We start from the raw sequence: 26644 nt of genomic DNA, 5'->3' as shown, positions 1-26644 counted from the left end.
AGCATCTGAAAGGCCTGCCTATTTCCCCCCGAAACGATCGGTTGCGCGGATCAGCTGGTCAAGAATACCGGGTTCGCTCAGCGCATGCCCGGCTGCCTCGACAATATGGAAATCCGCCTTCGGCCAGGCCTTGGCAAGCTGCCAGGCATATTTCAGCGGGCAGGGCATATCGTAACGCCCGTGCACGATGACGCCCGGAATATTGCGAAGCTTGCCGGCATCGCGCAGCAATTGCCCTTCCTCCAGCCAGCCGCCATTGACGAAGAAGTGGTTCTCGATGCGTGCGAAGGCGATGGCGTATTTATCCTCGCCGAAATCCTCGACGCGCGCCGGATCGGTAACAAGGGCGATGGTTGCGCCTTCCCACTGGCTCCATGCTCGCGCGCATTCGAGTTTCTTGGCTTCGTCCGTACCGGTGAGATAGCGATTATAGGCCTGCATCATCTCGCCGCGCTCGGCTTCAGGAATTGGCGCTATGAAGTTTTCCCAGCGATCGGGATACATTTCAGAAACGCCGAACTGGTAATACCAGTCCAGTTCCGGCCTGGTGACCGTGTAGATGCCGCGCAGCACCAGTTCGCTCACGCGTTCGGGATGAGTCTCGGCATAGGCGAGCGCCAGCGTCGAGCCCCAGGAGCCGCCGAAAACCAGCCATTTTTCAAAGCCGCACAGCGCACGGAGCCTTTCAATGTCGGCAACCAGATGCCAGGTGGTGTTGGCTTCCAGTTCCGCATGCGGCGTGGAGCGACCGCAGCCGCGCTGATCGAACAGGATGACGTCGTAAAGTGCCGGGTCGAAAACGCGGCGATGCGTGGGATTTACCCCGCCGCCCGGACCGCCATGCAGGAAAACCGCCGGTTTCGCACCGCGTGTACCAACCCGCTCCCAATAGATCGTGTGCCCATCGCCGACATCGAGCATGCCGCTCTCGAAGGGTTCGATCTCGGGGTAAAAGCTGCGCAATTCTTCGGTCATGTCTTACTTTCCTTCGGGTGGCCATTCGGCCGTGTCACGATCCGGGTGTTGCCGGTTGTTGACCGGTAGCCGGTTTTCATCCGGCGCAGCTTCCGGCTCGACCGGCAAGCCGTCAAGCTCCCCGAACCAATGCATTTTGCTGTCGAGATTTGATTGCGCCTCGGGCTTTATCAGCTCCGGCTCGTCCAGCGAACCAAGCGTGATGTTGATGAAATCGGCGTCCGGCATGTCATAGAAAAGCGGCGTGCCGCACCGTCCGCAAAAACCGCGCCGCACGTGATCGGACGACTGGAACCACGAAGCCTCGCCACGGGTCATTTCAAACTTCGCGCGGGTACTTGCTGCAAGCGGCATGAAATAGTTGCCCGATGCCTTCTGGCACATGCGGCAATGACACAGATGCGGATAGCGCAACCCGCCATCGATCCGGTAACGCACGGCGCCACACTGGCATCCGCCGCTGAAGCTTTCTGAACCGTTCATGCGCGGTCGTCTTCCGGCGGCCAGACCTTGGTGTCGTGGTCCGGGTGTTGGAAGGAGGTGATATCAGCCTCATCGACGCTCTGCTCGATCGCAGGTTTTGAAAACAGCTGCTCGATCCAGGGCATGCGCTTGTGGATATTGACCTGCACCTGCGGTTCGATCCGCTCCGGATTATCGAAAGCACCGATCGCGATCTCTACGCCGCCAGGATAATGGTAGGTCAGCGGCGTGCCGCATTTGTTGCAGAAGCCGCGATGGATTTTCGCAGATGAACGGAAGAGGGAGGGCTGGCCGCGCGTCCATGTCAGATGCGCCTGATCGGCGGTGACGAGTGCACCGAAGAAATTGCCGAAATGCTTCTGGCACATGCGGCAATGGCAAATGGAGGGGCGACCGATCTTGCCCGCATGAAACCGCACGGCGCCGCACTGGCAGCCGCCGGAAAAGCCTGTTTCGCTCATCGTTTATTCTCCGGGGGCCAGCTCTCGGTGTCATGGTCGGGGTGCTGGTAGGAAACGAGGTTGGTCAGATAGTCGACCGAGGTCAGATCGTCTTCCGTTGGGACGGCGGGTAGTGTGTGGATGCTGTCGACGAAATCGATCTTGCGTTCCACGCCCCACTGAATGGTGGGCGGCAAGGCGGCAGGATCGTCGAAAGCACCGGCCGCAACCGCAATGCCATCCGGCGCCTCATAGGTCAGCGGCGTGCCGCATTCGGCGCAGAAGCCGCGCTTGACGACGCTGGAGGACTGAAAACGTTTCGGCTCCCCGCGCGTCCATTCGAATTCGACCTCACGCACCGAAACCAGCGGCGCGTAATAGGCCCCGAAAGCCTTCTGGCACATGCGGCAATGACAGATGGAACTGTCCTTGAGATCGCCGGTCGCGCGGAACCGGATCGCGCCGCACTGGCATCCGCCGGTGTAGGTGGTCATGGTTGGCTCTCCTTCACCGTTCGGATAATGTGGAGACAGACATTGTCCATGTCTTTCAGGATATCCTCGTTCCAGAAGCGGAGGACTGTCCAGCCGTCTTCCTGAAGCCGCGCAGTTCGTTCCTGATCGTATTGTAGCGCCGCCTCGGTCGTATGTTGGGAGCCATCGATCTCGATAATCAGGCGATGATCCGAACATGCGAAATCGACGATAAAACCGGCAATCGGCATTTGTCTGCGGAAACTTAACACCTCGAGGCGATGCGCGCGAATAGCATTCCAGAGCTTCAGTTCGGCATCCGTCATTACTTTCCGCATCTGCTTCGCATATTTGCGATGCATCGGGTCTACGTCCGCGTGTGGCATCATTGGTTCGCCAGTTAGCTGCTTTACCTCAGATTGGTTGAGGTAACTCAAAACCGCAAGCGGATTGTGGTGGCTGTCAGGCCCCCCTTTGCCCTGCCGGGCATCTCCCCCACAGGTGGGGAGATCAATCGCGGTTATCGCTCGCCCATCTTGAACGCTGAGTGCGGAGCGGAAGTGTGCTTCCGGCTGATCTCCCCCCTTGAGGGGGAGATGCCCGGCAGGGCAGAGGGGGGGAAGTCCCAAGCCGCAGCAGCAAATTACCGCTTCAACTCCCAGGTCGTTGTCCGTTCCCCGGTTTCCTTATCCTTGCCATCCTTCAACTGAATGCCCTTCTCGGAAAGCTCGTCGCGCAAACGATCCGCCTCTGCAAAGTTTTTCGCCTTCAGCATTTCCAGACGCAGTTGCACTAGGGCATCGACTGCCGAAACGATGGCCTCGTCCACTTCCGCTTTCTTCGGCAATACGCCGAGCAGGGCGGCGCTGGCCGCAAAGGCGGGCAGGCGGGCAGGATCGGTGTTGGCGGCATGTGCCAGCGCGTGAAGCGCCTGCACGGCGGCAACCGTGTTCAGGTCGTCGGCAAGCGCATCAAGCACGGTTTCATCCGGTGCCGCGTCGGAGGCTTCGGCCGCCGGCCACTTGGCGAGAAGACGTTCGGCCTCTTCGAGACGCTTCACCGAAAAATCGATTGGCTCGCGGTAATGCGTCATCAGCATGGCAAGGCGAAGAACCTCGCCCGGCCATTGGCGGCCGCCGAATTTTTCGGTGTGCAGCAATTCATAGATGGTCACGAAGTTGCCCTCGGACTTCGACATCTTGCGGCCTTCCACCTGCACGAAGCCGTTATGCATCCACACATTGGCCATCACCTGCGTCCCATGGGCGCAGCGGGATTGCGCGATTTCGTTCTCGTGATGTGGGAAGATGAGATCGAGCCCGCCGCCGTGAATGTCGAACACTTCGCCGAGGTAGCGACCGGCCATGGCCGAGCATTCGATGTGCCAGCCCGGACGGCCGCGGCCCCAGGGGCTTTCCCAGCCGGGCTCATTATCAGAGGAAAGTTTCCACAGCACGAAATCGCCGGGGGTCTTCTTGTGTGCTTCCACCGCCACGCGCGCGCCGGCCTGCTGTTCGTCCAGTGGGCGTTTGGACAACTGGCCGTAATCGGCCATCGAGCGGGTGTCGAACAGCACTTCGCCGCCCGCCGCATAGGCATGGCCGCGCGCGATCAGCTTCTCGATGATGTCGATCATCTCGGCGATGTAGTCGGTGGCACGCGGTTCAACGGTCGGCTGCAGGCAGCCAAGTGCTGCCACATCCTCATGGAATTGGTCGGCGGTCTTTTTCGTCACCGCGTGGATGGCGTCATTCAGCGGCAGATGCGGATAGTCGCGCAGCGCCCTTGCGTTGATCTTGTCGTCGAGATCGGTGATGTTGCGGGCGTAGGTCACATGGCTTTCGCCATAGACGTGGCGCAGCAGCCGATAAAGAACATCGAAAACGATGACCGGGCGCGCGTTGCCGATATGGGCGAAATCGTAAACCGTTGGTCCGCAGACATACATGCGCACATTGTCGGCGTCGATCGGCGCAAATTCCGTCTTTTCGCGTGTCAGGGTGTTGTGGAGTTTCAGGCGCAAGGACATGCGGGCGTTCCCTAAAGGCAGTCAATTGTCCTGGCCGGACCGTTTGTCTGTTGGACCTTGCGGGAAGACGAAAACGATCTGGCCGGTGGTGAACCAGCAAAAATTATTCAGCAGCAGGTGCAGATCGTTGTTTTCATGCCTTGCCTTATGGCGTGCCGGTGTTTCGCGGTCAAGCGTTTCTCGCAGGCGCCAGAAGCACCTTAAGAGACCGCCTTGACCAAAAGCCTATTCCGGCTGGCGGTAATCCAGGAATTTGCCTTCACGGACCGCGAAGAGCTTGCCGGTTTCGGTAAGCTCAGGCGAGGCGAGTTGAACAATGGCGGCGGCAACTTCAGAAGGGTGTGGCACGTCTGCGGGGTCTTCGCCGGGCATGGCCTGGGCGCGCATGGCGGTGCGTGTCGCGCCGGGATTGATGCTGTTGATGCGCAGTGCGGTTTTATCGGTTTCCGCAGCCCAGGTCCGGGCAAGTGCCTCAACGGCGGCCTTGGAGGTGGAATAGACGCCCCAGAAGGGACGACAGCTATGGGCAGCACCCGAAGACAGGATCAACGCGCGCCCCGCATCCGATCGCAGGAGCAACGGTTCGACAGAGCGGATCAGCCGCCATGTAGCGGTGACATTGATGGTCATGACCCTTTCGAAGACTTTCGCTTCGATATGGCCGACCGGCGAGATGACGCCGAGAACACCGGCATTCGCGACCAGAATATCGAGCTTGCCCCAGCGCTCGAAGATATTGGCGCCCAGCGCATCGATGGCGTTCATGTCGGCGAGATCGAAGGGAACCAGCGTCGCGGTGCCGCCGACGGCCTTGATGGCGTCGTCCAGATCCTCGAGACCGCCGACCGTGCGGGCGCAGGCAATGACGTGCGCACCGGCCTTGGCAAGTTCCAGCGCCGTGAAATAGCCGATACCGCGCGACGCGCCGGTGACGAGCGCGATCCTGCCCTTGAGATTGATGGTCATTTTGCCCCCTCCGAAATTCATTCCGCTTGTTTTATGAAGCCCCTGACGCCAACCGCAAGCGATCAAAACGCCGCAGCGGGCACGGTTTCAATCGCCCGCCACAAAAAAGCGGCCACCGGAAGCCGGTGGCCGCTTGTTATTTCAAGATTATCAGCCGTTGCTGGCCAGCACGGAAATCTTACTGCCCATCGCCTCGCCGTTCTGGTCGAGAAGGCGGGTAGGGTAGTCGCCGGTGAAATAATGGTCCGTGAATTGCGGACGCGCATTGTTGCGGTTCTCGCCACCGACGGCGCGGTAAAGACCGTCGATCGACAGGAAGGCAAGCGAATCGGCGCCAATGAATTTCGCCATGGCGTCCACATCGGCATATTGGTTGGCGAGCAGCTTGTCGGCATCAGGCGTGTCGATGCCGTAGAAATCCGGATGGAAAATCATCGGGCTGGCAACGCGGATATGCACTTCTTTCGCGCCCGCTTCGCGGATCATCTGCACGATCTTCAATGAAGTCGTGCCGCGCACGATCGAATCATCCACCAACACCACGCGCTTGCCTTCAATCATCGCCCGGTTGGCGGAGTGCTTGAGCTTGACGCCAAAAGCGCGAATCTGCTGCGTCGGCTCGATGAAGGTACGGCCGACATAGTGGTTGCGGATGATTCCATATTCGAACGGAATACCGCTTTCCTGCGCAAAACCGAGCGCTGCCGGCGTGCCGCCATCGGGAACCGGAACGACAACGTCAGCTTCCAGCGGCGCTTCCTTGGCAAGGTTCATGCCCATGTTCTTACGCGTCGTATAGACGTTGCGGCCGCCAACGACGGAATCGGGGCGGGCGAAATAGACATATTCGAACAGGCAGAGACGTTCCGGCTGCGGCTTCGAAGGCTTGCGCGCATCGATGGTGATCGAACCATCCGGCTGAATTTCACAGATAATGACTTCGCCGTTTTCGACGTCACGCACGAATTTCGCGCCGATGATATCGAGAGCGCAGGTCTCCGAGCAGAAGATCGGCTTGCCGTCCAGCTCACCCATGACGAGCGGGCGGATGCCGATCGGGTCGCGGGCTGCGATCAGCTTGGTGCGGGTCATCGCCAGCATCGAATAGCCGCCTTCCATCTGGCGGATGGCGTCGATGAAACGGTCGGCAGTGGAGCTGTGACGCGAACGGGCGATGAGGTGCAGCACGACTTCGGTATCCGATGTCGACTGACAGATGGCGCCGGTGGCGATGATCTGTCGGCGAAGCGTCAGGCCATTGGTGAAATTGCCGTTATGGGCAATCGAAATGCCGCCTTCTTCCAGCTCGGCAAACAGTGGCTGCACGTTGCGCATCGCCACTTCGCCTGTCGTGGAGTAGCGGGTATGGCCAATCGCGATGGAGCCGGGCAGGCGGGCAAGGGTTGCCGGATCGGTATAATGATCGCCGACGAGGCCCATATGGCGTTCCTGATGGAAGCGCTTGCCATCGAAGGAGACGATGCCTGCTGCCTCCTGGCCGCGATGCTGAAGCGCATGCAGGCCCAGTGCAGTCAGGGCAGAGGCATCGGCGTGGCCGAGAATGCCGAACACGCCGCACTCTTCGTGCAGCGTGTCGCCGTCGATCTCTTCATTGAAAGTGGAATGCGAAAGCGGCTCAATCATCCGGCTTGCCCTTGCTCTCTACCGAGAAAAACGAAAGACCTCTCCGGTGAGCTTGTCTCCCGGTCGGCCAGTCTGTGTCGTGCTTGATATTTAGCACAAATAGCGCGCCTTGCATGCATTGCAAGGCGCGACACTGTGTCAATTATTCGTTGCCGGCGGATTTGTCGCCGGTACATCTTCCGCAGGCGTCTGCGCGGCTGCCGGTTCCTGCGGTTTTCCGAGGATACGGGCGCGGATCTGCGGCTCGATATCGTCAGGCAGAACCGCTTCCAGCTTGCCCACCAGCCCGTCGAGGAAAGGCTTGGACTTGGCCTGGGTTACCCATTGCGGCTGCGTCTTCACATCCACCAGCCAGTTCCAGAAGGCAACCGCGACGACCAGCAAGAGAATGCCGCGCGCTGCGCCGAACAGGAAACCCAGCGTGCGATCCAGCGCACCAATGCGGCTGTCGATGATGAAATCGGCAATGCGCGAGGTGATGAAGGAAATGACGACGAGGGAGATGAGGAAGACGACGCCTGCCGAACCGGCGATGGCGATCTTGTCGTCATCGGTATAGTTGCGTGCATAGGGCAGCAGGATCGGGAAAAGATAATAGGCGGCGGCGACCGAACCGGCCCAGCTCGCGATGGACAGAATCTCGCGGGAAAAACCGCGCACCATCGCGAGAATGGCGGAGAAAAGAACAACGGCGATGACGATGCCGTCGAAAATTGTAATGGGCATATACCAACTCCGGAGGTGCGACGCCCTGTCAGGCGCTGCCTTGCCAATTGTGCGATCCTCTTACACCACTGTTTCCCTTGGCGAAAGGATCAATCTTAGTCGTCCTCAACCTGTTTGAACCGGTTGCCGGAACCGGCGATGCGCGCCACGAGGTCCGGCAGGCTTTCTATTTCCGTCCAGCGCCCCTTGCCCGCTTTCGGCAATTCAGCCGAAGCAGACGGCAGAAGTGCGGCGGAGAAACCGAGTTTTTCAGCTTCTTTCAAACGCTGGCCCGTATGCGAGACTGGCCGTACCGCGCCCGACAGGCTGATCTCGCCGAAATAGACGCAATCGGCGGGCAGGGCAAGACCGGCAAGCGAGGAAACCAGCGCAGAAGCTATCGCCATATCCGCAGCCGGTTCGGAAATGCGGTATCCGCCGGCGACGTTCAGATAAACGTCGTGCTGACCGAGCTTCACGCCGCAATGGGCTTCCAGCACGGCAAGGATCATGGCGAGCCGCGAACTGTCCCAGCCGACCACGGCGCGGCGCGGCGTGCCGAGCGAGGTGGCCGCGACCAGCGCCTGCACCTCGACCAGAATGGGACGGGTGCCCTCCATGCCGGCAAAGACCGCGGCACCGGGAGATTTCTCGTTGCGCTCGCCAAGGAACAGTTCGGACGGGTTGGAGACCTCGCGCAATCCGCGGTCGGACATTTCAAACACGCCGATCTCGTCCGTCGGCCCGAAGCGGTTCTTGACGGTGCGCAGAATGCGGTAATGGTGGCCGCGGTCGCCTTCGAAATAAAGCACGGCGTCGACCATGTGCTCCACCACGCGCGGACCGGCGATCTGGCCTTCCTTGGTCACATGGCCCACCAGCACCATGGTCGCGCCCGTTTGCTTGGCGTAACGGATCATTGCCTGCACGCCGGTGCGCACCTGCGTTACCGTGCCGGGAGCGGAATCGGCCGTGTCGCTCCATAGCGTCTGGATGGAATCGATGATGACGAGATCGGGGCGTTTACCCTCGGAAATCGTCGCCAGAATATCCTCGACATTGGTTTCTGCCGCCAGCAGCACGTCGGTTTCCGCCGCACCCAGCCGCTGGGCCCGCAGACGCACCTGCGCTACCGCTTCTTCGCCAGAAACATAGATGACGCGATGTCCGCGCCGTGAAAGGGCAGCCGCCGCCTGCATCAGCAGGGTCGATTTGCCGATGCCGGGATCGCCGCCGATCAACACCGCCGAACCGCGCACGAAACCGCCACCGGTTGCCCGGTCCAGTTCGCTGATGCCGGTCGGAATGCGCGGCGCCTCCTCGATCTCGCCCGAAAGCGCCGTAAGCGCGACCGCCCGGCCTTTTTTCGGCGTCTTGCCGGGGCCGGAACCGATGCCGCCCATCGGGTCTTCTTCGACGATGGTATTCCATTCGCCGCAGCCTTCGCATTTTCCCGCCCAGCGGGTATGAACCGTGCCGCAGTTCTGGCACACGAATTGGGTCTTGGCTTTGGCCATCTATGTCAGTTTTCTTCTTGTTTGAAATCTTTGGCGGAATTGTCCTGGTGGCAGTGCAGCAAGCGCAGAACGGTTAGATCGGCCTCGTCAACACGAAAGAAGATGACGCGCCCACGATAGGCAATACTGCGAAGCCCGGCCCATGGTCTTCGGCAAGATCGCGCCTTGCCCGCGTGGTCCAGATTGGGGTCCGGATTTTAATGACCGGTCCCCGTTTTTTGCTGCACGGAAACGCGTTTGATATCGCTCAGGAAGACGTCTTGTGAGGCATAGCGGTGAACCCGGCCTGCTTCAGCGTCGTCAATGCCCTGTATCAGCAATTTAAGCGCGACTCTTTTTCTTTCATCGCTGCTCAGTAATTGCAGGCTCGCATGAATAACGGCGTCCGCATCGCTATAGACACCCGCAGCCACCTGCTCTTCGATGAACCTTTCGTCCTGCTCGCTCAAATGGATTTCGGGCATTTCGATCTCCTTTTGTTCTCTTTTAGCACAGGTCGCTTCCGCTTTCCAAGAGCTAAAGACGTGGTTCAGTCGTCAGCCATCAGATATTGGCGCTCGTAGCGCAAACCAAGCCCCGTCAGCATTTCGTAACCGATGGTGCCGGCGGCGCGCGCCACCTCATCGAGCGGCACTTTCGGGCCGAAAAGCTCGATATAATCGCCGGTGCGGACAGCGTTTGCCGGTATGTCCGTGATGTCGAAAATGGTGAGATCCATGGTTACACGACCGGCGACCGGCGCCTTGTGGCCGTTGACTATGCCGTAAGCACCGCCATGGCCCATTTCGCGCAATGGAATGCCGGAACCGGAAAGCGACCGCTGGTATCCGTCCGCATAACCAACGGAAGCGATGGCAAGGCGGCTCGCCCGTTTCAGCAAATAGGTGCCGCCATAGCTGACTGTCTGGCCTTCGCCGGCCTCGCGAATCTGGATGATCCGCGCTTCGGCCTTTGCGACGGGCCGCATCGGGTTTGCCACATCGTTGATTGCCTCGCCGCCGTAAAGGGCAATGCCGGGGCGGGTGAGATCGAAATGATAATCCGGCCCCAGAAAGATTCCGGCAGAAGCGGAAAGGCTTGATTCGATTCCTTCAAAAGCGGCGCTAACCTTGCGGAATGATTCGAGCTGGACCTTATTCATGGGCGAAGACGGCGTGTCGGCGCAGGCGAGGTGGGAGAGCACCAGAACCGGATCGAAACTCGCAGGCCGGGTCACGTCGTCTGCCAGAAACAGCGCGTCGTCCAGCGGCAGGCCAAGCCGGTTGAAGCCGGTATCCACATGCAGCGCGCAGGGGTGTTCGCCGCGTTCGGCAACCGTCGCCATCCAGAAGGACAGCTGTTCCTCCGAGGCCAGAACCGGCACGAGATCATTATCGAAGACCTGACGCTCCTGGCCCTGCCAGATGCCTGACAGCACGAAGATGCGCGCTTCCGGTGCATAGGATCGCAAGGTCGCACCTTCGGACACCGTTGCCACGAAGAAGTCGCGTGCGCCGGCATGGTAGAGCGTCGCGCCGCAATCCTCGATACCGAGCCCGTAGGCATCTGCTTTCACGACAGCCGCTGTCCGCGCCTTGCCGGACCGCTTTTTCATGTCGCGCCAATTGTCGGCAAGCGCGCCGAGATCGACGGTCAGCCTCAGCGGCGCATGTTCGAAAGCGTCGGTTTCGTGTTCGGGAAATGTGTCTTCGAAGTCGTCTGTCATGCCATGCGTCCGGTTGATTTGGAACCGGTTCGGACCCTAGCACTTTTGTTCAAGACGGTAATGACCGATTGGTTTAAAGTCGTTCTATGCACAATGTTTCGCAGGAACAGGCCATAGACGTCATGCCGGTTGCAGCGACGGAAACGACGCGTTTCTGGCGCGACCCACGTTTTGGCGGCATGGAATGTCTGAGCGCGACGTTCCTGACACATGAATATTCTCCGCACGCGCATGATACCTTCTCGATTGGCGCGATCGAAAGCGGCTCGCAGATTTCCACCATTCAGGGCACCAGGGAACAGACCGGGCCGGGGCATCTCTATCTCATCAATCCGGACGAGATTCACGATGGTGCGCCGGGTGGCGGCGGTTATCGTTATCGGATGATCTATCCCGACGCAGCGCTGCTGCGTGATATTATCGAGGATGTGACGGGCAGGGCTTTCCACGGAATGCCGTCCTTTCCAAGGTTTCTGCCGCGTGATCCGCAGATGGCCGCTGCTTTTCAGATGGCGCATCGCAGGCTGGAGGCCAAGTCCGGCGCTCTTGAGGCAGACGAGGGCATGTTCTCGGTTCTGGCGGCACTGTTCGGCAGGCATGGCAGCGCCATTATCCTGGCCGTTGAAACCCGCGAGAAGACGGCGGTCCATACCGCCCGCGACTATCTCTCCGATAATTACGAGACCGATATCGGCCTTGAGGAATTGGCGTCCATCGCGGGTCTCAGCCGCGCGCATCTCATCCGGGCCTTCCGCAAGGAGTTCCACATCACCCCGCATGCCTATCTGACGGATGTGCGCATAAGGCGGGCGCGCCGTCTTCTGCGTTCCGGCGAGATGCCGGCCGAGGTGGCTGCGCTGTGCGGTTTTGCCGATCAGGCGCATTTTACGCGGCATTTCAAGGCGCGCACCGGCGTCACGCCGGGACAATTTCGGACGGCGTGATTTTGGTGGCCATTCCGAAGCGCAACGTCACTTTCATTCAAGACTGGAAAAACTTGCAGGCGTAATCGCATGTCTCTGAAAAGGAGAATGCAATGTCCGTACTGGAAAAACGTGCAGAGCTTGGCGCAGGCCTGAGAGCTGCGGCACCCCTGCTGGTCGCCATGGTGCCGATCGGCGCCGTGTTCGGTGCAGTTGCGGTCGGCAAGGGATTGTCGCCGCTGGAAGCCTCGCTGATGTCGATTCTCGTCTTTGCAGGTGGCTCGCAATTCGTCGCCATGGATCTGTGGACGCATCCGGCAAGCTGGAGCGCGCTCGGTTTTGCCGCGCTGCTGGTCAATCTTCGCCATGTGCTGATGAGCGCTTCCATCGCTGGCAAGCTCGATGATTTTACCGGCTGGCGAAAATATGCGGCCATGCTGGTGCTGACGGACGAATCCTGGGCGCTATCGGAATTCAGGGCAGTTGCCGGCAGGCTGACGGCCGCATTTTTCACCGGCGCTGCGCTGTCAATCTACCTCGTCTGGAACATCGCCGCGCTTACGGGCGCACTTTTAGGCTCGGTGATGGGCGACATGACGGTCATCGGTCTGGACTTCGCTTTTCCGGCCGTGTTCATCGTGCTGCTGATGGGGTTCTGGAAGGGCAGGGAAACGGGCCTGGTGCTGCTGGCAAGCGCTGCCGCCGCCTTTGTCACGCACGCGCTGGTCCCAGGCGCCTGGTACATAGCCGCCGGTGCGCTTGCGGGGCTTTCCGTCGCAGCCCTCGGCCGCGAGGACGAGGTGGAGCAGCCGGCATGACGCTTGATACGAGCACCCTGCTGGCGATCCTCGCCATGATGGCGGCCACCGTCGCTACGCGTCTTGGGGGTCTGCTGCTGGTCAACCATTTCACCCTGACGCCGCGTCTGAAAAAAGCGCTCGGCGTGGTTCCGCCTGCGGTCTTGATGGCTGTGGTGACGCCAACGGCATTCTCAAGCGGAATGGCGGAAACAATCGCCTGCGCGGTGACGGCAGTCGCGGCACTCCGCCTCAGCCTGCTCCCAGCCGCAACGCTCGGCGTCGTCACCGTGGCGCTTTTGCGCGGAATCGGATTGTGAGGCAATCCCGCCAAAGTTCTGAAAAGATTCCTCAGTTTCGATTTAGAGCAGGCAGGGCGAAACGCTGACCCGGTTCCGCCCTCGGTTTAGATCAATGCTCTTCGTACTGGCTGAAGCTCGGGTCGGCCAGATCCGCGAAGCGGGTGAATTCGGACTGGAAGGCGAGTTTCACCGTGCCGGTGGGTCCGTGACGCTGCTTGGCGATGATGACGTCCGCGGTGCCTTTCACCTTGTCGAACAGGGCCTCCCACTCGGCATATTTCGGATCGGAAATATCGCGCGGCTCCATGTTCTTGACGTAATACTCTTCACGGAACACGAACAGCACCACGTCGGCGTCCTGCTCGATCGAGCCCGATTCACGCAGGTCGGAAAGCTGCGGGCGCTTGTCTTCACGGCTTTCCACCGCACGGGAGAGCTGTGAAAGCGCGATGATGGGAACATTGAGTTCCTTGCCGAGCGCCTTAAGGCCCGTGGTGATCTGGGTGATTTCCTGCACGCGGTTCTCACCGCTTTTGCCGGCGCCGGTCATCAGCTGAATATAGTCGACCACCAGGACGTCAAGACCACGCTGGCGCTTCAGTCGACGTGCACGGGCGGAAAGCTGGGCGATGGAGATACCACCGGTCTGGTCGATGTAAAGCGGCACCTTCTGCATCATCTGGGAGCAGGCGACGAGCTTCTCGAAATCGGCCTCGGTAATGTCACCGCGGCGGATTTTCGAGGAAGACACTTCCGTCTGCTCTGAAATGATACGGGTTGCCAGCTGTTCGGACGACATTTCGAGCGAGTAGAAGCCGACGACGCCGCCGTTTTTCGCCTTGAACGAACCATCAGGCTGTACTTCCTGATCGTAGGTCGCGGCGATGTTATAGGCGATGTTGGTGGCAAGCGAGGTCTTGCCCATACCCGGACGACCGGCAAGTACGATAAGGTCGGAACGCTGCAGGCCGCCCATGCGGGCGTCGAGCGAGTGGATGCCGGTGGAAATGCCGGAAAGATTGCCGTCACGCTCGAAGGCGGCGCCCGCCATGTCGATCGCCAGCGCCACCGCATCGTTGAACGACTGGAAGCCGCCATCGTAGCGACCGGTTTCCGCCAGTTCGAACAGGCGGCGCTCGGTGTCTTCGATCTGCGCCTGCGGCGGCATGTCCAGCGGCGCATCATAGGCGATGTTGACGACATCCTCGCCGATCTGGATCAGCGCGCGGCGCAGCGCCAGATCATAGATCGCCCGACCGTAATCTTCCGCATTGATGATCGAAACGGCTTCTGCCGCCAGACGCGCCAGATATTGCGCCACCGTCAGGTCGCCGACCTTGTCGTCTGCGGGCAGGAAGGTCTTGATGGTCACCGGATTGGCGGTCTTGCCCATGCGGATGATGTCGCCCGCCACTTCGAAAATCTTGCGGTGCAGCGGTTCGTAAAGATGCACGGGCTTCAAGAAGTCCGACACGCGGTAATAGGCGTCGTTGTTAACGAGGATGGCGCCCAGCAGCGCCTGTTCGGCCTCGATATTGTTCGGCGCCTCGCGGTAATGCGGTTCCGCCGGTTGCGCGGGGGTGATCTTTCTCACAGCGTCGTTCATGGTTTGCACGATCTCCCTTTGCCTTGCCACTACACTTCGGGTTTGGCTTCCTTGGCCATGGCAGTCAATGATATTGTTGCAACACTCTATGGCAGCCTGACGTCCTGTCTGCGAAGCTGGATCACATCTTCAGTTGTCCCCAGCAATCCACAGGCGGGTGGGGACAAGGTGCGGGAAATTCCCGGCAACGTGATTCGCTGCCATGAGTTTATCGCATGGCAGACCCGACGTGAAAGAAACTTGAAAATCGGCAGGCTTCCAAATAAATAGGCAGAAAATAAGTAGTGTGCTAATTATAAGGCTTGCTGACATGTCCCGCGAAACCGACAAGGAACAGCTTCTGGACGAGGTGTCCGCCTTCACCCGCAAGCTGCGCGCATTTTTTGACGCGCGGGTAGGGGAAAGCGGCCTGACTTTGGCGCGTGCGCGTGCGCTTTTCGCGCTGTCGCGACGTGGGCCGCTGACCCAGACGGAGCTTGCCGAGGAAATGGAAATCGAAACGCCGACGCTGGTGCGCGTGCTTGACGGCATGGAGAAACAGAACCTCATCGAGCGCCGCTCCGACGAAACTGACCGCCGCGCCAAACGCATCCACATGACGGAGGAGGGCGAGAAAACCTCCGAAACGGTGCAGGCGGTGGCAAAATCGCTCCGTTCTGAAATCGCCGCCGATGTTTCCTCGCAGGATCTGGCGATGGCGCTGGATGTCATGCGCAGGCTTTCGGCCAATCTGCAAAATCTGGCAAGCGGGAGGGCGCAATCGTGAGTACCGTGGTGCCGCAAACGGCAGATGAGACCGCCTCTGAAAATGCCGACGTGACGGTAAAGCCGGCGAACGTGCCGGAATCTGCTGCTGCGGCCGCCGCGCCGCAACCGGTGGAGCGGCCAGTGTGGCTGCGGCTGTGTTTCATCTTTGCGGGCCTGGCGTTCTTCATCACCCAAGGGTTGGGCATGAACCTCGTCATGGCCAATCTATACCAGTTGCAGGGCGAATTTTCCGCCACGGTGGCCGAGGTCGCCTGGCTTTCCGCCGCCTATATGGCCCCCTATGCCACGTTTTCCATCGCGCTGTTCAAGGTGCGAACGCAATATGGCCTGCGGCCCTTTGCCGAACTTTCGATCATCGTCTTCGTCGTCGCCTCATGCCTCAACCTGTTCGTGACAGATTTGCATTCGGCGATCGTCATCCGCTTCCTCAGCGGCATGGCGGCGGCACCTCTTTCTTCGCTCGGCTTTCTCTACATTCTGGAGGCCTTTCCACCGGCACGAAAATTCTCGCTGGGCTTCAGCATCGCGCTCACCGGAACCTTGCTGTCTGCACCGCTCGCGCGCATCGTCTCGCCTTCCTTGCTGCAAATAGGCGGCTGGAATGCCCTTTACACGATGGAAATGGGCTTCGCGCTGATCTCGCTCGCCTTGATCTACCTGTTGAAAGTCACGCCGCCTCCGCGGGCGAAAGTCATCGAGCGCACGGATATTCTGAGCTACCTTCTGTTCGCGGGTGGCCTTGGCTGTCTTGCGGTCATGCTCACGCTTGGCCGGTTTTACTGGTGGTTCGAAACATGGTGGCTGGGCGTGCTTCTGGCCACGTCGATCACGCTTCTCACGCTGATGGTCGTCATCGAGTTGCCGCGCAAGAACCCGCTGCTTGACCTGCGCTGGATTTTTTCGAAAACCAACCTGCATGTCATAGCGGTCCTGCTCATCTACCGTGCAGTTTCCTCCGAGCAATCCTCGACGGCGGTGAGTTTCTACCAGCAGCTTGGCCTTTTGAACGACCAGACGATCACGCTTTATGCTCTGGTGCTTTTGGCGACGGTTCTCGGCGGTGCGGCCTGTGCCTGGCTGATGCTGACGAAATATGTCGATACCGCTCATGTGATTGCGCTTACCCTGATTGCGGCCGGCGCTTTTCTGGACAGCCAGTCCAACAATCTGACGCGGCCAGCGCAGATGTATCTGAGCCAGATGATGATCGCCTTCGGTGCGGCCATGTTCCTGCCGCCCGTTATGGCAAAGGGGTTCGCTGCCGCACTTGCGCGCGGAGCGCCCTATCTGGTGAATTTCATCACCATCTTCCTGTTCACCCAGATCACCGGATCGATGTTGATGACCGGGCTGCTCGGCAGTTTCGTGACGCTGCGCGAAAAATTCCATTCCAATATTCTGGTGGAAAACATTCTGCTCACCAACCCATTGGTCGCCCAGCGCGTGTCGCAGCTTTCCGGCGCCTACAGCCACGTCATCACCGATCCGGCGCTGCTGAAGGCCGAGGGGCTTTCCCTCCTTGGCCAGCAGGTTACCAAGGAAGCCTATGTGCTCGCCTATAACGATACGTTCCTGTTGATTTCCACCGTTGCGGCGCTGGCGCTCATGGCGCTTTTGCTCCACCTTGCATGGATGCGCATCCGTCCCCGCTTTTTCCGGGACAATGTCGATGCCGCGCCGGCGCCACAGTCTTGAACCTCCAAGAGTGATAATATGCTGAAGAAGATTTTTACCCCCGTTTCCATTCTCGTTCTGCTCGGTGGCCTCGCCGGCGTCGCGCTGGTGCTCTATGCATGGCGCCTGCCGCCATTCCTTTCCACCGTCGAAATGACCGACAACGCCTTCGTGCGTGGTTACGTGACGACGATGAGCCCGCAGGTGAGCGGTTATGTCGTGGATGTGCCGGTGAAGGACTATCAGGAGGTCAAACAGGGCACGTTGCTGGCGAAGATCGACGACCGCATCTACCGCCAGAAGCAGGCGCAGGCGGGAGCCGCGCTGGATACGCAAAAAGCGGCATTGGACAATTCCCGCCAGCAGGAAAACGCCGCCAACGCCAATATCCGTTCCAGCGAGGCGGCTGTCGATAGCGCGCAGGCATCTCTGAAACAGGCACAGCTGGCATCAGACCGTCAGGACAACCTCATCAAAAGTGGTGCCGGCACCTCCAGCCTGCAGGAAGAGGCGCATGCCGCGCTTGAAAAGGCGAGGGCATCGCTCTCGCAGGCGAAAGCGGCACTTGAGGTCTCGCGGCAGGATTTGCAGACGATCATCGTTAACCGCAGTTCCCTGCAGGCCGCTGTCGCCAATGCCGAGGCTGCGGTCGAACTCGCCAGGATTGATCTCGACAATACCGAAATTCACGCGCCGGTGGACGGCAGGCTCGGCGAAATCGGCGTGCGCACCGGTCAGTATGTGACAGCCGGAACGCAGTTGATGGCGGTTGTGCCGCATGATGTCTGGGTTATCGCCAATTTCAAGGAAACCCAGCTCGCGGGCATGCAGGTCGGCCAGCCGGTGACGATCTCTGTGGATGCCCTGCATCGCCGCAAGCTCAACGGCCGCGTCGAGCGGTTCTCGCCCGCCACGGGATCGGAATTCGCTGTCATCAAGCCCGACAATGCCACCGGCAATTTCGTGAAGATCGCCCAGCGTCTCGGCGTGCGCATCGCAATTGACGCCGATCAGCCGCTGGCAGCGGATCTGTCGCCGGGCATGTCGGTGGTCGTGCATGTGGACAAGAGCGTGGCGCCGGAGGGGGCGGAGACGGCTGCGAGGTAGTCTGGCTATTTAGTATGCCGAGAGGCACCCCCCTCTGTCCTGCCGGACATCTCCCTGACAAGGGTGGAGATCGAGTTGTGGCTTGCGCTCGACAACCTCAACGTTGCGGCTATTAGCGATGTGGGATCGCCCTGCTGATCTCCCTCCTTGTGGGGGAGATGCCCGGCAGGGCAGAGGGGGTAACCTCTCCGCACACTTCACGCCACCGTCAAAAACCAAAAAACCCCGGATGTCGCCATCCGGGGTTTTCCTTATGACCACAAGGCCAAAATCTTATTCGTCGTCGTCGTTGCCGTCAGCTTCCGGATCGAAGAAGTCTTCCGGACGCAGGGCGTCTTCGTCAACGCCGTAGATGGCGTCGGCGGAGGTGAGGCTTTCGCCCTTGGACTGACGCTCGGCTTCTTCGGCAGAACGGGCAACGTTCAGCTCGACCTGAAGCTCGACTTCGGCGTGCAGGTGCAGGGTAACGTTGTGCAGGCCGATGGTCTTGATCGGCGTGTTCAGTTCAACCTGGTTGCGGCCGATGTTGAAGCCTTCGGCGCCGAGGATTTCAACGACGTCGCGAGCAGCAACAGAACCGTAAAGCTGACCGGTTTCGCCAGCCGAGCGAACGACGATGAAGGACTTGCCTTCGAGTGCTTCGGCAACCTTCTGGGCTTCCGACTTGCGCTCGAGGTTACGGGCTTCAAGCGTTGCGCGCTCGGTTTCGAAACGGGTCTTGTTGGCGGCGTTGGCGCGCAGCGCCTTGCCCTGCGGCAGCAGGAAGTTACGTGCGTAACCGTCGCGAACCTTTACGGTTTCGCCCATCTGGCCGAGCTTGTTGATGCGTTCGAGAAGAATAACGTCCATCTTCTTGATCCTTTCTATGTGTTGGTTTCGTTCGTATTGTCAGTTTTCCGCGTTGGGGTGAGGGAGATCGTGCTGCGCACGTCGCTCAATCCCAAAACGAGAATGATAAGCAGCGGGAAGACAAAGACCGCCGAGAGATAGGCGAGGATGAGAACCGGCAGACGCCAGTCCTTTCCACGCGCGCGTTTGTGCAGCGAGGCGTAACCTGCCATCAGGAAGCCCGCGCCGAAGGTGCCGCAGACGACTGCGCCGACCATCGCGGCGACGCCACCGAAGAACATGGCGACGATGCCGCAGAGAAAAACGAAGATGGCGTTGCGGTGCATACGCAGTGCGGAAGGAATGTCCTCGCGTGGGCGAAGACCCTTGCCGAAGGAACCGACCAGCCGGGCCGCGAAATAATAGGCCGCAAACAAAAGGATGACCCACAGGCCGCCCTGAACGATCGGCAGCATCAGAACCAGCAGCGACTTCGTCTGCGCCAGTGCCTCGACATTGGGTTCGAACAGCGGTTCGCGGCTCTGCACGGAGGTCATCATCAGATCGACCATGCTCGCGACGAGATCGGGACCGTAACCGATCATCCAGCCGAGAATGACGACGGCAACCGAAACCAGAAGGCAGAGATGCAGGACGATGCCGGACAGCGGATACCAGGCAAGCAGGTCATCCGGGCCGCCGAGTTCCGAGGCCGGGCGCGCCAGATTGGCAAGATGCGAAAGCCAGCCCGCCGGGATCAGCGTGAAGATCGCAATGGTCAGCGAGAAAAGCGGCGATATGACGAGCGCGCCGATGATAGCCGTGGTGATGATCGCAACGACGGCTGCGCGATTTCCCCAGCCCATGCCGGCGATGAAGATGGGCATGGCGGAACCGGCGTAAAGCAGGAAGGAAAAGGACGACTGTGCCGTTGCGCCAAGCGTTAGAAACGCGGCGCATATGCCGGCGAGAACGCCGGTGATCAGCACTGTCTGGTTCAACTTTTGCACTTCGCTGTCCTGCTGGAAACTTGAGCAGTTAGAGGACCGGTCCAATCAGGATCGTCGTCCCCAACATGGGTTTTATGGTATCGATCCGCGCCCAACGCGGAAGGATTTGAACTCGCAACCTACTGATTAAAAGTCAGTTGCATCGTGGAAGACGAGGCCGCGCCAAAGCGCGGCCTCGTTTCAAATCATTACGCTACGACGTAAGGCAGCAGGCCGAGGAAACGGGCGCGCTTGATCGCCTGGGCGAGTTCGCGCTGCTTCTTCTGGGAAACGGCCGTGATGCGGGAAGGAACGATCTTGCCGCGCTCGGAAATGTAGCGCTGCAGGAGACGAACGTCCTTGTAGTCGATCTTCGGAGCGTTTGCGCCGGAGAAGGGGCACGTCTTGCGACGGCGGTGGAACGGGCGGCGTGCCTGGGAAGAGGATGTATCAGCCATTGGTCAATTCTCCTTATGCACGGTCTTCGCGCGGACGGCGCGGACGGTCTTCGCGGTCGCCGAAGCCACCTTCGCGCGGTGCGCGGGGACCACGATCTTCACGCGGGCCACGATCCGGACGGTCGCCATCGCGGCGCGGACGGTCGTCACGGTCGCGCTTCTGCATCATCGCGGACGGGCCTTCTTCGTGGGCTTCGACGGCGATGGTCATGTAGCGAAGAACGTCTTCGTTGATGCGCATCTGGCGCTCGATTTCGTGGATCGCAGGCGCCGGAGCGTCAATGTCCATGAGAGCGTAGTGAGCCTTGCGGTTCTTCTTGATGCGGTAGGTGAGGGACTTCAGACCCCAGTTCTCGACGCGTCCGACTTTACCGCCGAACGATTCGATAACGCCCTTGTACTGCTCGACAAGTGCGTCGACCTGCTGGGCAGAAATATCCTGCCGGGCAAGGAAGATGTGTTCGTAAAGAGCCATTTAAGCTTTGCCTTTCTTGCGTTTCGTCCTTCACCCGGCAACGGCGCTAAGCCTCAACGACTGCTCCTGGTTAGGCTGCGAAGCCTTAAAGCAAGAAAAGCGTTGTTCGAGACGGTCGAGAGCGGAGACACGGGAGGCCGGAAAAACCTTATGGTTCCTGCTGTTTCGTTACCGAAACCAGCCCTCCGTTCAGCCACCAGCCAATTGGACCGGGTGTTGTGAACAGCGCGCTTATACCCATTTTTGCCCGGAATGCAAGGACCGGAGGCGAAAAAGCGCGCTGCGCTGTCGTCAGATCGGCATCGGATATTGCCGATGGATCGCCGCAATACCCTTCAGCACCTCTTCCGATAGCGCCACATCGGCTGCTGCGATATCCACCTTCAGCTGCTCCATGGTCGTTGCGCCGATGATGGCGGAGGCCATGAAGGGGCGTGTCAGGCAGAACGCGATGGCGAGCTGGGCCGGATCGATGCCGTGTTGTGCGGCTAGCTCAAGATAGGCCTTGACCGGCGCTTCCTGATGCGGCTGCAGGCGACCGCCGAGGTCCTTGTTGATGGTGCCGCGCGAGCCCGCAGGGCGTGCGCCGTTCTGATACTTGCCGGTGAGCAGCCCCGCCGCCAGCGGCGAGTAGGCCAGCAGGCCGACATCTTCGTGATGCGCGACTTCCGCCATGTCGAGATCGAAGCTGCGATAGAGCAGGTTATATTCGTTCTGGATGGTTGCGACGCGCGGCAGGCCACGGGCCTCGGCAATATCGATATATTTCTGTGTACCCCATGCGCTTTCGTTGGAAAGGCCGATAGCGCGGATCTTGCCGGCCTTTACCAGCTCGCCGAGCGTGTCGAGCTTTTCGGTTATCTCGGCAAGCGTGCGCTCCTTTTCCTGACCGGAAGCATCAAAGCTCCAGGCGCCGCGGAAGTGATAGGTGCCGCGGTTCGGCCAGTGGATCTGATAGAGGTCGATGTAATCCGTTTTCAGGCGCGTGAGGCTGGTATCTACTGCCTCGCGGATGGCGCTCGCATCGATATCGCGCCCGCCGCGAATATAGTCACGCCCGGAACCGGCGACCTTGGTGGCGAGCACGACCTGGTCGCGCTTGCCGGTCTTTTCGAACCATGTGCCGATATAGTCTTCCGTCCGTCCCTGCGTTTCGGCGGAAACGGGGGTGGTGGGGTAAAGCTCGGCCGTATCGAAGAAATTGACGCCGTTCTCCAGCGCGTAATCCATCTGCGCATGCGCTTCGGCTTCAGTGTTCTGCGTGCCCCACGTCATTGTGCCAAGGCAAATTTCGGACACGGAAATGCCCGTGCGGCCCAATAGTCTCTGTTTCATGGAAATGTCCCGGTGCTTGGCCAGATATTTGAAAGGTGGCATGAAAGTAATGGGGAATTGCCGCAGTGCAAGAAAAAATATGATGAAAAGAAAGGGGAAAATAGATCGGCAAAACCGCGTCGATGGGGTGCCGAAGGGCTTCAAGCCTTGACTCCGCAGGCCGGAATGTGAATGGAAGTCGAAAAGAATAAAGGCAAGGCCAGACAAGAAGGACCACATCCCATGGGTATTGCATTCACATTTCCCGGTCAGGGAAGCCAGGCCATCGGCATGGGCAAGGAACTCGCCGATACCTATCCGGAAGCACGGGCTGTGTTCCAGGAGGTTGATGACGCGCTCGGCCAGAAGCTTTCCGACATCATGTGGAATGGCCCGGAAGAAACGCTGACGCTGACGGCCAATGCCCAGCCGGCGCTCATGGCGGTGTCCATGGCGGTCATGCGGGTTCTGGAAGCGCGGGGTCTGAAGCTCTCCGACGCCGTTTCTTATGTCGCTGGCCATTCGCTCGGTGAATATTCCGCGCTCTGTGCTGCCGGCACCTTCTCGGTTGCCGATACCGCACGGCTTCTCCGCATCCGCGGCAATGCCATGCAGGCTGCCGTGCCGGTGGGCGAGGGCGCGATGGCAGCGATCATCGGGCTGGAGCACGATGCTGTTTCGGCAATCTGTGAAGAGGCTGCCATTCTCGGCGTCTGCCAGATCGCCAACGACAATGGCGGCGGCCAGCTGGTCATTTCCGGCGGCAAGGCGGCTGTCGAGAAGGCGGCTGCGATCGCTTCCGAAAAGGGCGCCAAGCGCGCCATCATGCTGCCTGTTTCCGCGCCCTTCCACTCCGCGCTGATGGCGCCGGCGGCGGAAGCCATGCGCGAGGCGCTGGCGGCTGTCGAAAAGAATAACCCGGTCGTGCCTGTTATCGCCAATGTGCGTGCCGCCCCCGTTTCCGACGCCAATGAGATCGCCGCTTTGCTGGTCGAGCAGGTGACGGGCCAGGTGCGCTGGCGCGAGACGGTGGAATGGTTCGCCGCCAACAATGTGACGCAGCTTTACGAGATCGGCTCGGGCAAGGTGCTGACGGGTCTTGCCCGTCGCATCGACAAGACGGTGAACGGCGTTGCCGTCAACGGCGCTGCCGATATCGACCAGCTTCTCGCCACTCTTATCGGTTGAGACGGGCTTCGCCCCGCATCGGCTTTTTGTTTTACGGTAATTCCCGATGCAATTCCGCTAAAAGGCTTTTGCGGAATTGCTCTAAAGAAGGAACGGAACATGTTTGATCTGACAGGCCGCAAGGCTCTCGTAACCGGCGCGACCGGCGGCATTGGCGAGGAAATCGCCCGCCTTCTGCACAGCCAGGGCGCAACCGTCGGCCTGCACGGCACGCGCGTTGAAAAGCTCGAAGCCCTGGCGGCGGAACTTGGCGACCGCGTCAAGATTTTCCCGGCCAACCTTGCCGATCGTGCCGAGGTCAAGGCGCTGGGCGAAAAGGCCGAGGCCGAGCTGGAAGGCGTCGACATTCTTGTCAACAATGCCGGGATTACCAAGGACGGCCTGTTCGTGCGCATGAGCGACGAGGACTGGGACAACGTCATCGAGGTGAACCTGACCGCGATGTTCCGCCTGACGCGTGAACTGACGCATCCGATGATGCGCCGCCGTTTCGGCCGCATTATCAACATCACCTCCATCGTCGGCGTCACCGGCAATCCCGGCCAGGCGAACTATTGCGCCTCCAAGGCCGGCATGATCGGTTTTTCGAAGTCGCTGGCACAGGAAATCGCCACCCGCAACGTCACCGTCAACTGCGTGGCGCCTGGCTTCATCGAAAGTGCGATGACCGGCAAGCTGAACGACAAGCAGAAAGACGCCATCATGGGTGCCATTCCCATGAAGCGCATGGGAACGGGCGCCGAAGTCGCTTCGGCCGTACTTTATCTTGCTTCCAATGAAGCTGCTTACATGACCGGCCAGACCTTGCACGTCAATGGCGGCATGGCGATGATCTGACGCCACCTGAAAGGCGTCTTGAAACGATTGCGGCGCTGTTTCTGCACCTTGTTTGGTGTCGGGCGCCGCAAGACCCTCCATGCCGGTTTCCGGCGAAATTGCCTGTCATACGTTGTGCTTAGCGCGTTTTCAGGCTTTTCGACCGGTTGAAACCGTGTTAATCGGGCCAAGACTGTGAACAGTCGTCCCGGAGAGACAGGAAGCCGTTGCGATTTTGCGCGACGATGTCTAGCTTGGACCGGGTTGAACGGGTTTGCCAGCAGTGCCGGATTTGAACGGCGCATGAGGGCTTCTAACAGGGCAGGGTGCCGTAAGGCATTCCCTTCAAAATAAAGGTCGAGGAAACCGACATGAGCGATATCGCAGAACGCGTAAAGAAAATTGTAATTGATCATCTGGGCGTCGACGCCGACAAAGTTGTTGAAGGCGCAAGCTTCATTGACGATCTGGGCGCTGATTCGCTCGATACCGTTGAACTGGTCATGGCTTTCGAAGAAGAATTCGGCGTCGAGATCCCAGACGACGCAGCTGACTCGATCCTGACTGTTGGCGACGCTGTCAAGTTCATCGAGAAGGCCCAGGCCTGATCGACCTGTATTGGGGAGGTGTAACAACCTCCCGTCTTGGCCCGGCTTGTCCGGGCCAATATTTTATCGTGAAACAGAACGCGCCCGAAAGACGTGCGTCCTGACGAATGCATAAGTTTCCGAACCGGCTCCGGCCTGCGGAAGATTATGCGGACATTCAAAATGGTGCAGCGCCTGTTCCCGCCATTCCATGGTGTGTGGCGTTGCAAAAAGACCGATGATTTGGATAAGGGCGGAGCGTTGGCGATGAGGCGTGTCGTTATCACCGGTACCGGCATGGTATCTCCTCTTGGATGCGGAACGGAAATCACCTGGGAACGGCTGCTTGCCGGCCAGAACGGTGCCCGTCTCGTGACTGAGTTCGAAGTCGAAGACTTGCCCGCAAAGATTGCCTGTCGCATTCCCGTCGGCGATGGCTCCAACGGCACGTTCAATGCCGATGACTGGATGGAACTCAAAGAGCAGCGCAAGATCGATCCGTTCATCCTTTACGGTGTGGCCGCTGCCGACATGGCGCTTGCGGACGCCGGCTGGCATCCCGAAACGGACGAGGACCAGGTCGCCACGGGCGTTCTGATCGGCTCCGGCATCGGCGGTCTGGAAGGTATTGTCGAGGCGGGTTATACGCTGCGCGACAAGGGCCCCCGCCGCATTTCTCCATTTTTCATTCCCGGCCGTCTGATCAACCTGGTTTCCGGCCACGTCTCAATCCGTCACAAGCTGCGCGGTCCGAACCACGCCGTAGTGACGGCTTGCTCGACCGGTGCGCATGCCATCGGCGATGCTGCCCGGATGATTGCGTTCGGCGATGCCGAGGTCATGGTCGCAGGTGGCGCCGAATCACCGGTCTGCCGCATCGCGCTTGCCGGCTTTGCCGCCTGCAAGGCGCTTTCCACCCAGCATAACGACGATCCGCAGAAGGCGTCCCGTCCCTATGACCGCGACCGTGACGGTTTCGTCATGGGCGAAGGTGCCGGCATCGTCGTTCTGGAAGAGCTGGAACATGCCAAGGCGCGCGGCGCAAAGATTTATGCCGAAGTCGTCGGTTACGGCCTTTCCGGTGATGCCTATCACATCACCGCACCGTCAGAAGATGGCGATGGCGCGTATCGCTGCATGGCGATGGCGCTGAAGCGCGCCGGCCTCACGCCTGACGATATCGACTACATCAACGCCCACGGCACGTCCACCATGGCCGATACGATCGAGCTTGGTGCGGTCGAGCGGCTGGTTGGTGACGCGGCGTCGAAGATTTCCATGTCTTCCACAAAGTCGGCCACCGGCCATCTTCTCGGAGCAGCTGGCGCTATCGAGGCGATTTTCGCCACGCTTGCGATCCGCGACAATATCGTTCCGCCGACGCTGAACCTCGACAATCCCGACGTGGAGACGAAGATCGATCTGGTGCCGCACAAGGCGCGCAAGAGGCAGGTCAACGTCGCCTTGTCGAACTCCTTCGGGTTTGGCGGCACCAACGCCTCCCTCGTACTGCGTCGCTACGAAGCGTAAATCACGACGAAAACCCGGTGCCGCAAACCGCCTAAAGCGGTGCGGCTCCCTCCCGCCGGGTGCCTGAGAGCGCTCTTCTTTGAAGAACGCATTGCGGCTTGCGAAAGCCATTTCGATTTTCGCGCCGATATTGTAGTCGTTTACGGAAGACGGTTTGCCGGTTTCGGAATGATTTCCTGCTGCGGGTGAATTTCCCGCCGCAGATGGCTTTCCTTGACCGGCTTTGCCGGAAACGACGATTCGTGAAGGAGGACAATGAGGTCTTCACGATGTCTCTATGTGGTGCAGGAAGGCATTCCGAACCTGTTTTTGCCGCATTACCTGCGCAAAAAGCGCTGACAACGC

General features: G+C 59.8%; 29 protein-coding genes. 11 read left to right on the top strand and 18 right to left on the bottom strand.

Annotation, left to right across the window (positions count from 1 at the left end; all coding sequences use genetic code 11):
• Window positions 1–18 precede the first annotated feature (18 nt).
• From pip to alr, 12 genes are all read right to left on the bottom strand, one after another.
• Window positions 19–975, bottom strand: a complete 957-nt coding sequence (pip, locus tag ACQZ63_RS01975) for a prolyl aminopeptidase (protein ID WP_111789333.1) — start codon at window positions 973–975, stop codon at window positions 19–21.
• 3 nt (window positions 976–978) lie between these two features.
• Window positions 979–1458 (bottom strand): GFA family protein, encoded by a 480-nt coding sequence (locus tag ACQZ63_RS01970; protein ID WP_003512322.1) that lies wholly within the window; start codon window positions 1456–1458, stop codon window positions 979–981.
• Entirely contained in the window at window positions 1455–1919 is a 465-nt protein-coding gene (locus tag ACQZ63_RS01965; protein ID WP_111789332.1) for a GFA family protein, read from the bottom strand. The genes ACQZ63_RS01970 and ACQZ63_RS01965 overlap by 4 nt, the downstream gene beginning before the upstream one ends.
• Window positions 1916–2392 (bottom strand): GFA family protein, encoded by a 477-nt coding sequence (locus ACQZ63_RS01960; protein ID WP_003512335.1) that lies wholly within the window; start codon window positions 2390–2392, stop codon window positions 1916–1918. The genes ACQZ63_RS01965 and ACQZ63_RS01960 overlap by 4 nt, the downstream gene beginning before the upstream one ends.
• A complete protein-coding gene (locus tag ACQZ63_RS01955) occupies window positions 2389–2757 on the bottom strand; it encodes an endonuclease domain-containing protein (protein WP_111789460.1) in 369 nt (122 codons plus the stop codon). The genes ACQZ63_RS01960 and ACQZ63_RS01955 overlap by 4 nt, the downstream gene beginning before the upstream one ends.
• Before the next feature lie 257 nt (window positions 2758–3014).
• A complete protein-coding gene (gene cysS / locus ACQZ63_RS01950; protein ID WP_013635827.1) occupies window positions 3015–4400 on the bottom strand; it encodes a cysteine--tRNA ligase in 1386 nt (461 codons plus the stop codon).
• Between the two features lie 225 nt (window positions 4401–4625).
• Window positions 4626–5366 (bottom strand): SDR family NAD(P)-dependent oxidoreductase, encoded by a 741-nt coding sequence (locus ACQZ63_RS01945; RefSeq protein ID WP_111789330.1) that lies wholly within the window; start codon window positions 5364–5366, stop codon window positions 4626–4628.
• Between the two features lie 150 nt (window positions 5367–5516).
• Window positions 5517–7010, bottom strand: a complete 1494-nt coding sequence (purF, locus tag ACQZ63_RS01940; protein ID WP_003512343.1) for an amidophosphoribosyltransferase — start codon at window positions 7008–7010, stop codon at window positions 5517–5519.
• 138 nt (window positions 7011–7148) lie between these two features.
• A complete protein-coding gene (locus tag ACQZ63_RS01935; RefSeq protein ID WP_003512345.1) occupies window positions 7149–7736 on the bottom strand; it encodes a CvpA family protein in 588 nt (195 codons plus the stop codon).
• 95 nt (window positions 7737–7831) lie between these two features.
• Window positions 7832–9232 carry a DNA repair protein RadA gene (gene radA, locus ACQZ63_RS01930; RefSeq protein WP_003512347.1) on the bottom strand — a complete coding sequence of 467 codons (1401 nt, stop codon included), beginning with the start codon at window positions 9230–9232 and terminating at the stop codon, window positions 7832–7834.
• 197 nt (window positions 9233–9429) lie between these two features.
• Window positions 9430–9696, bottom strand: a complete 267-nt coding sequence (locus ACQZ63_RS01925) for a type II toxin-antitoxin system ParD family antitoxin (RefSeq protein WP_113555892.1) — start codon at window positions 9694–9696, stop codon at window positions 9430–9432.
• Between the two features lie 65 nt (window positions 9697–9761).
• The gene (gene alr / locus ACQZ63_RS01920) at window positions 9762–10937 is read right to left on the bottom strand and encodes an alanine racemase (protein ID WP_013635829.1); all 1176 of its coding nucleotides are present in this window, start codon (window positions 10935–10937) and stop codon (window positions 9762–9764) included.
• An 86-nt stretch (window positions 10938–11023) separates the two neighbouring features.
• Here alr and ACQZ63_RS01915 point away from each other — a divergent pair, with 86 nt between their 5' ends.
• The 3 genes from ACQZ63_RS01915 (at window position 11024) to ACQZ63_RS01905 (ending at window position 12977) form a co-directional block, all read left to right on the top strand.
• Window positions 11024–11881, top strand: coding sequence for an AraC family transcriptional regulator (locus tag ACQZ63_RS01915; protein ID WP_035251674.1), 858 nt, complete (start codon window positions 11024–11026; stop codon window positions 11879–11881).
• Between the two features lie 92 nt (window positions 11882–11973).
• Entirely contained in the window at window positions 11974–12678 is a 705-nt protein-coding gene (locus tag ACQZ63_RS01910) for an AzlC family ABC transporter permease (protein WP_111803607.1), read from the top strand.
• Window positions 12675–12977 (top strand): AzlD family protein, encoded by a 303-nt coding sequence (locus ACQZ63_RS01905; RefSeq protein WP_111803608.1) that lies wholly within the window; start codon window positions 12675–12677, stop codon window positions 12975–12977. Before ACQZ63_RS01910 ends, ACQZ63_RS01905 begins: the two co-directional genes overlap by 4 nt.
• Window positions 12978–13068: 91 nt before the next feature.
• Here the strand turns inward: ACQZ63_RS01905 and ACQZ63_RS01900 are convergent, their stop codons facing one another.
• A complete protein-coding gene (locus ACQZ63_RS01900) occupies window positions 13069–14565 on the bottom strand; it encodes a replicative DNA helicase (protein ID WP_003512358.1) in 1497 nt (498 codons plus the stop codon).
• 57 nt (window positions 14566–14622) lie between these two features.
• Here ACQZ63_RS01900 and ACQZ63_RS01895 point away from each other — a divergent pair, with 57 nt between their 5' ends.
• Genes ACQZ63_RS01895 through ACQZ63_RS01880 form a run of 4 tightly spaced genes read left to right on the top strand, consistent with a single transcriptional unit; the run spans window position 14623 to window position 18114 of the window.
• A complete protein-coding gene (locus ACQZ63_RS01895; protein WP_127966030.1) occupies window positions 14623–14835 on the top strand; it encodes a hypothetical protein in 213 nt (70 codons plus the stop codon).
• 40 nt (window positions 14836–14875) lie between these two features.
• The gene (locus ACQZ63_RS01890; protein ID WP_003512359.1) at window positions 14876–15331 is read left to right on the top strand and encodes a MarR family winged helix-turn-helix transcriptional regulator; all 456 of its coding nucleotides are present in this window, start codon (window positions 14876–14878) and stop codon (window positions 15329–15331) included.
• Window positions 15328–17028 carry an MFS transporter gene (locus ACQZ63_RS01885; protein ID WP_162763626.1) on the top strand — a complete coding sequence of 567 codons (1701 nt, stop codon included), beginning with the start codon at window positions 15328–15330 and terminating at the stop codon, window positions 17026–17028. Before ACQZ63_RS01890 ends, ACQZ63_RS01885 begins: the two co-directional genes overlap by 4 nt.
• Before the next feature lie 18 nt (window positions 17029–17046).
• The gene (locus ACQZ63_RS01880) at window positions 17047–18114 is read left to right on the top strand and encodes an HlyD family secretion protein (protein WP_003512361.1); all 1068 of its coding nucleotides are present in this window, start codon (window positions 17047–17049) and stop codon (window positions 18112–18114) included.
• Window positions 18115–18387: 273 nt separating this feature from the next.
• Here the strand turns inward: ACQZ63_RS01880 and rplI are convergent, their stop codons facing one another.
• The 5 genes from rplI to ACQZ63_RS01855 form a co-directional block, all read right to left on the bottom strand.
• The gene (gene rplI / locus ACQZ63_RS01875; protein ID WP_003512362.1) at window positions 18388–18963 is read right to left on the bottom strand and encodes a 50S ribosomal protein L9; all 576 of its coding nucleotides are present in this window, start codon (window positions 18961–18963) and stop codon (window positions 18388–18390) included.
• 14 nt (window positions 18964–18977) lie between these two features.
• Window positions 18978–19952 carry a YybS family protein gene (locus ACQZ63_RS01870; protein ID WP_111783179.1) on the bottom strand — a complete coding sequence of 325 codons (975 nt, stop codon included), beginning with the start codon at window positions 19950–19952 and terminating at the stop codon, window positions 18978–18980.
• 188 nt (window positions 19953–20140) lie between these two features.
• Entirely contained in the window at window positions 20141–20389 is a 249-nt protein-coding gene (gene rpsR / locus ACQZ63_RS01865) for a 30S ribosomal protein S18 (protein WP_003496832.1), read from the bottom strand.
• 13 nt (window positions 20390–20402) lie between these two features.
• Entirely contained in the window at window positions 20403–20864 is a 462-nt protein-coding gene (rpsF, locus tag ACQZ63_RS01860) for a 30S ribosomal protein S6 (protein WP_003512373.1), read from the bottom strand.
• A 291-nt stretch (window positions 20865–21155) separates the two neighbouring features.
• Window positions 21156–22199 (bottom strand): aldo/keto reductase, encoded by a 1044-nt coding sequence (locus tag ACQZ63_RS01855; RefSeq protein WP_111783327.1) that lies wholly within the window; start codon window positions 22197–22199, stop codon window positions 21156–21158.
• A gap of 222 nt (window positions 22200–22421) precedes the next feature.
• Here ACQZ63_RS01855 and fabD point away from each other — a divergent pair, with 222 nt between their 5' ends.
• The 4 genes from fabD (at window position 22422) to fabF (ending at window position 26299) form a co-directional block, all read left to right on the top strand.
• Window positions 22422–23366, top strand: a complete 945-nt coding sequence (fabD, locus tag ACQZ63_RS01850) for an ACP S-malonyltransferase (protein WP_065661162.1) — start codon at window positions 22422–22424, stop codon at window positions 23364–23366.
• Between the two features lie 99 nt (window positions 23367–23465).
• The gene (gene fabG / locus ACQZ63_RS01845; RefSeq protein ID WP_003512379.1) at window positions 23466–24203 is read left to right on the top strand and encodes a 3-oxoacyl-[acyl-carrier-protein] reductase; all 738 of its coding nucleotides are present in this window, start codon (window positions 23466–23468) and stop codon (window positions 24201–24203) included.
• 350 nt (window positions 24204–24553) lie between these two features.
• Window positions 24554–24790: an acyl carrier protein gene (locus tag ACQZ63_RS01840; protein WP_003502080.1), complete on the top strand. Its 237-nt coding sequence runs from the start codon at window positions 24554–24556 to the stop codon at window positions 24788–24790.
• A 246-nt stretch (window positions 24791–25036) separates the two neighbouring features.
• Window positions 25037–26299 (top strand): beta-ketoacyl-ACP synthase II, encoded by a 1263-nt coding sequence (gene fabF, locus ACQZ63_RS01835; protein ID WP_003512381.1) that lies wholly within the window; start codon window positions 25037–25039, stop codon window positions 26297–26299.
• Window positions 26300–26644 lie beyond the last annotated feature (345 nt).

It is taken from the genome of Agrobacterium sp. CG160-95 (assembly GCF_053521725.1).
Note: the sequence above shows the minus strand (reverse complement) of the source record. Positions and strands in the feature narration are given on the sequence as shown.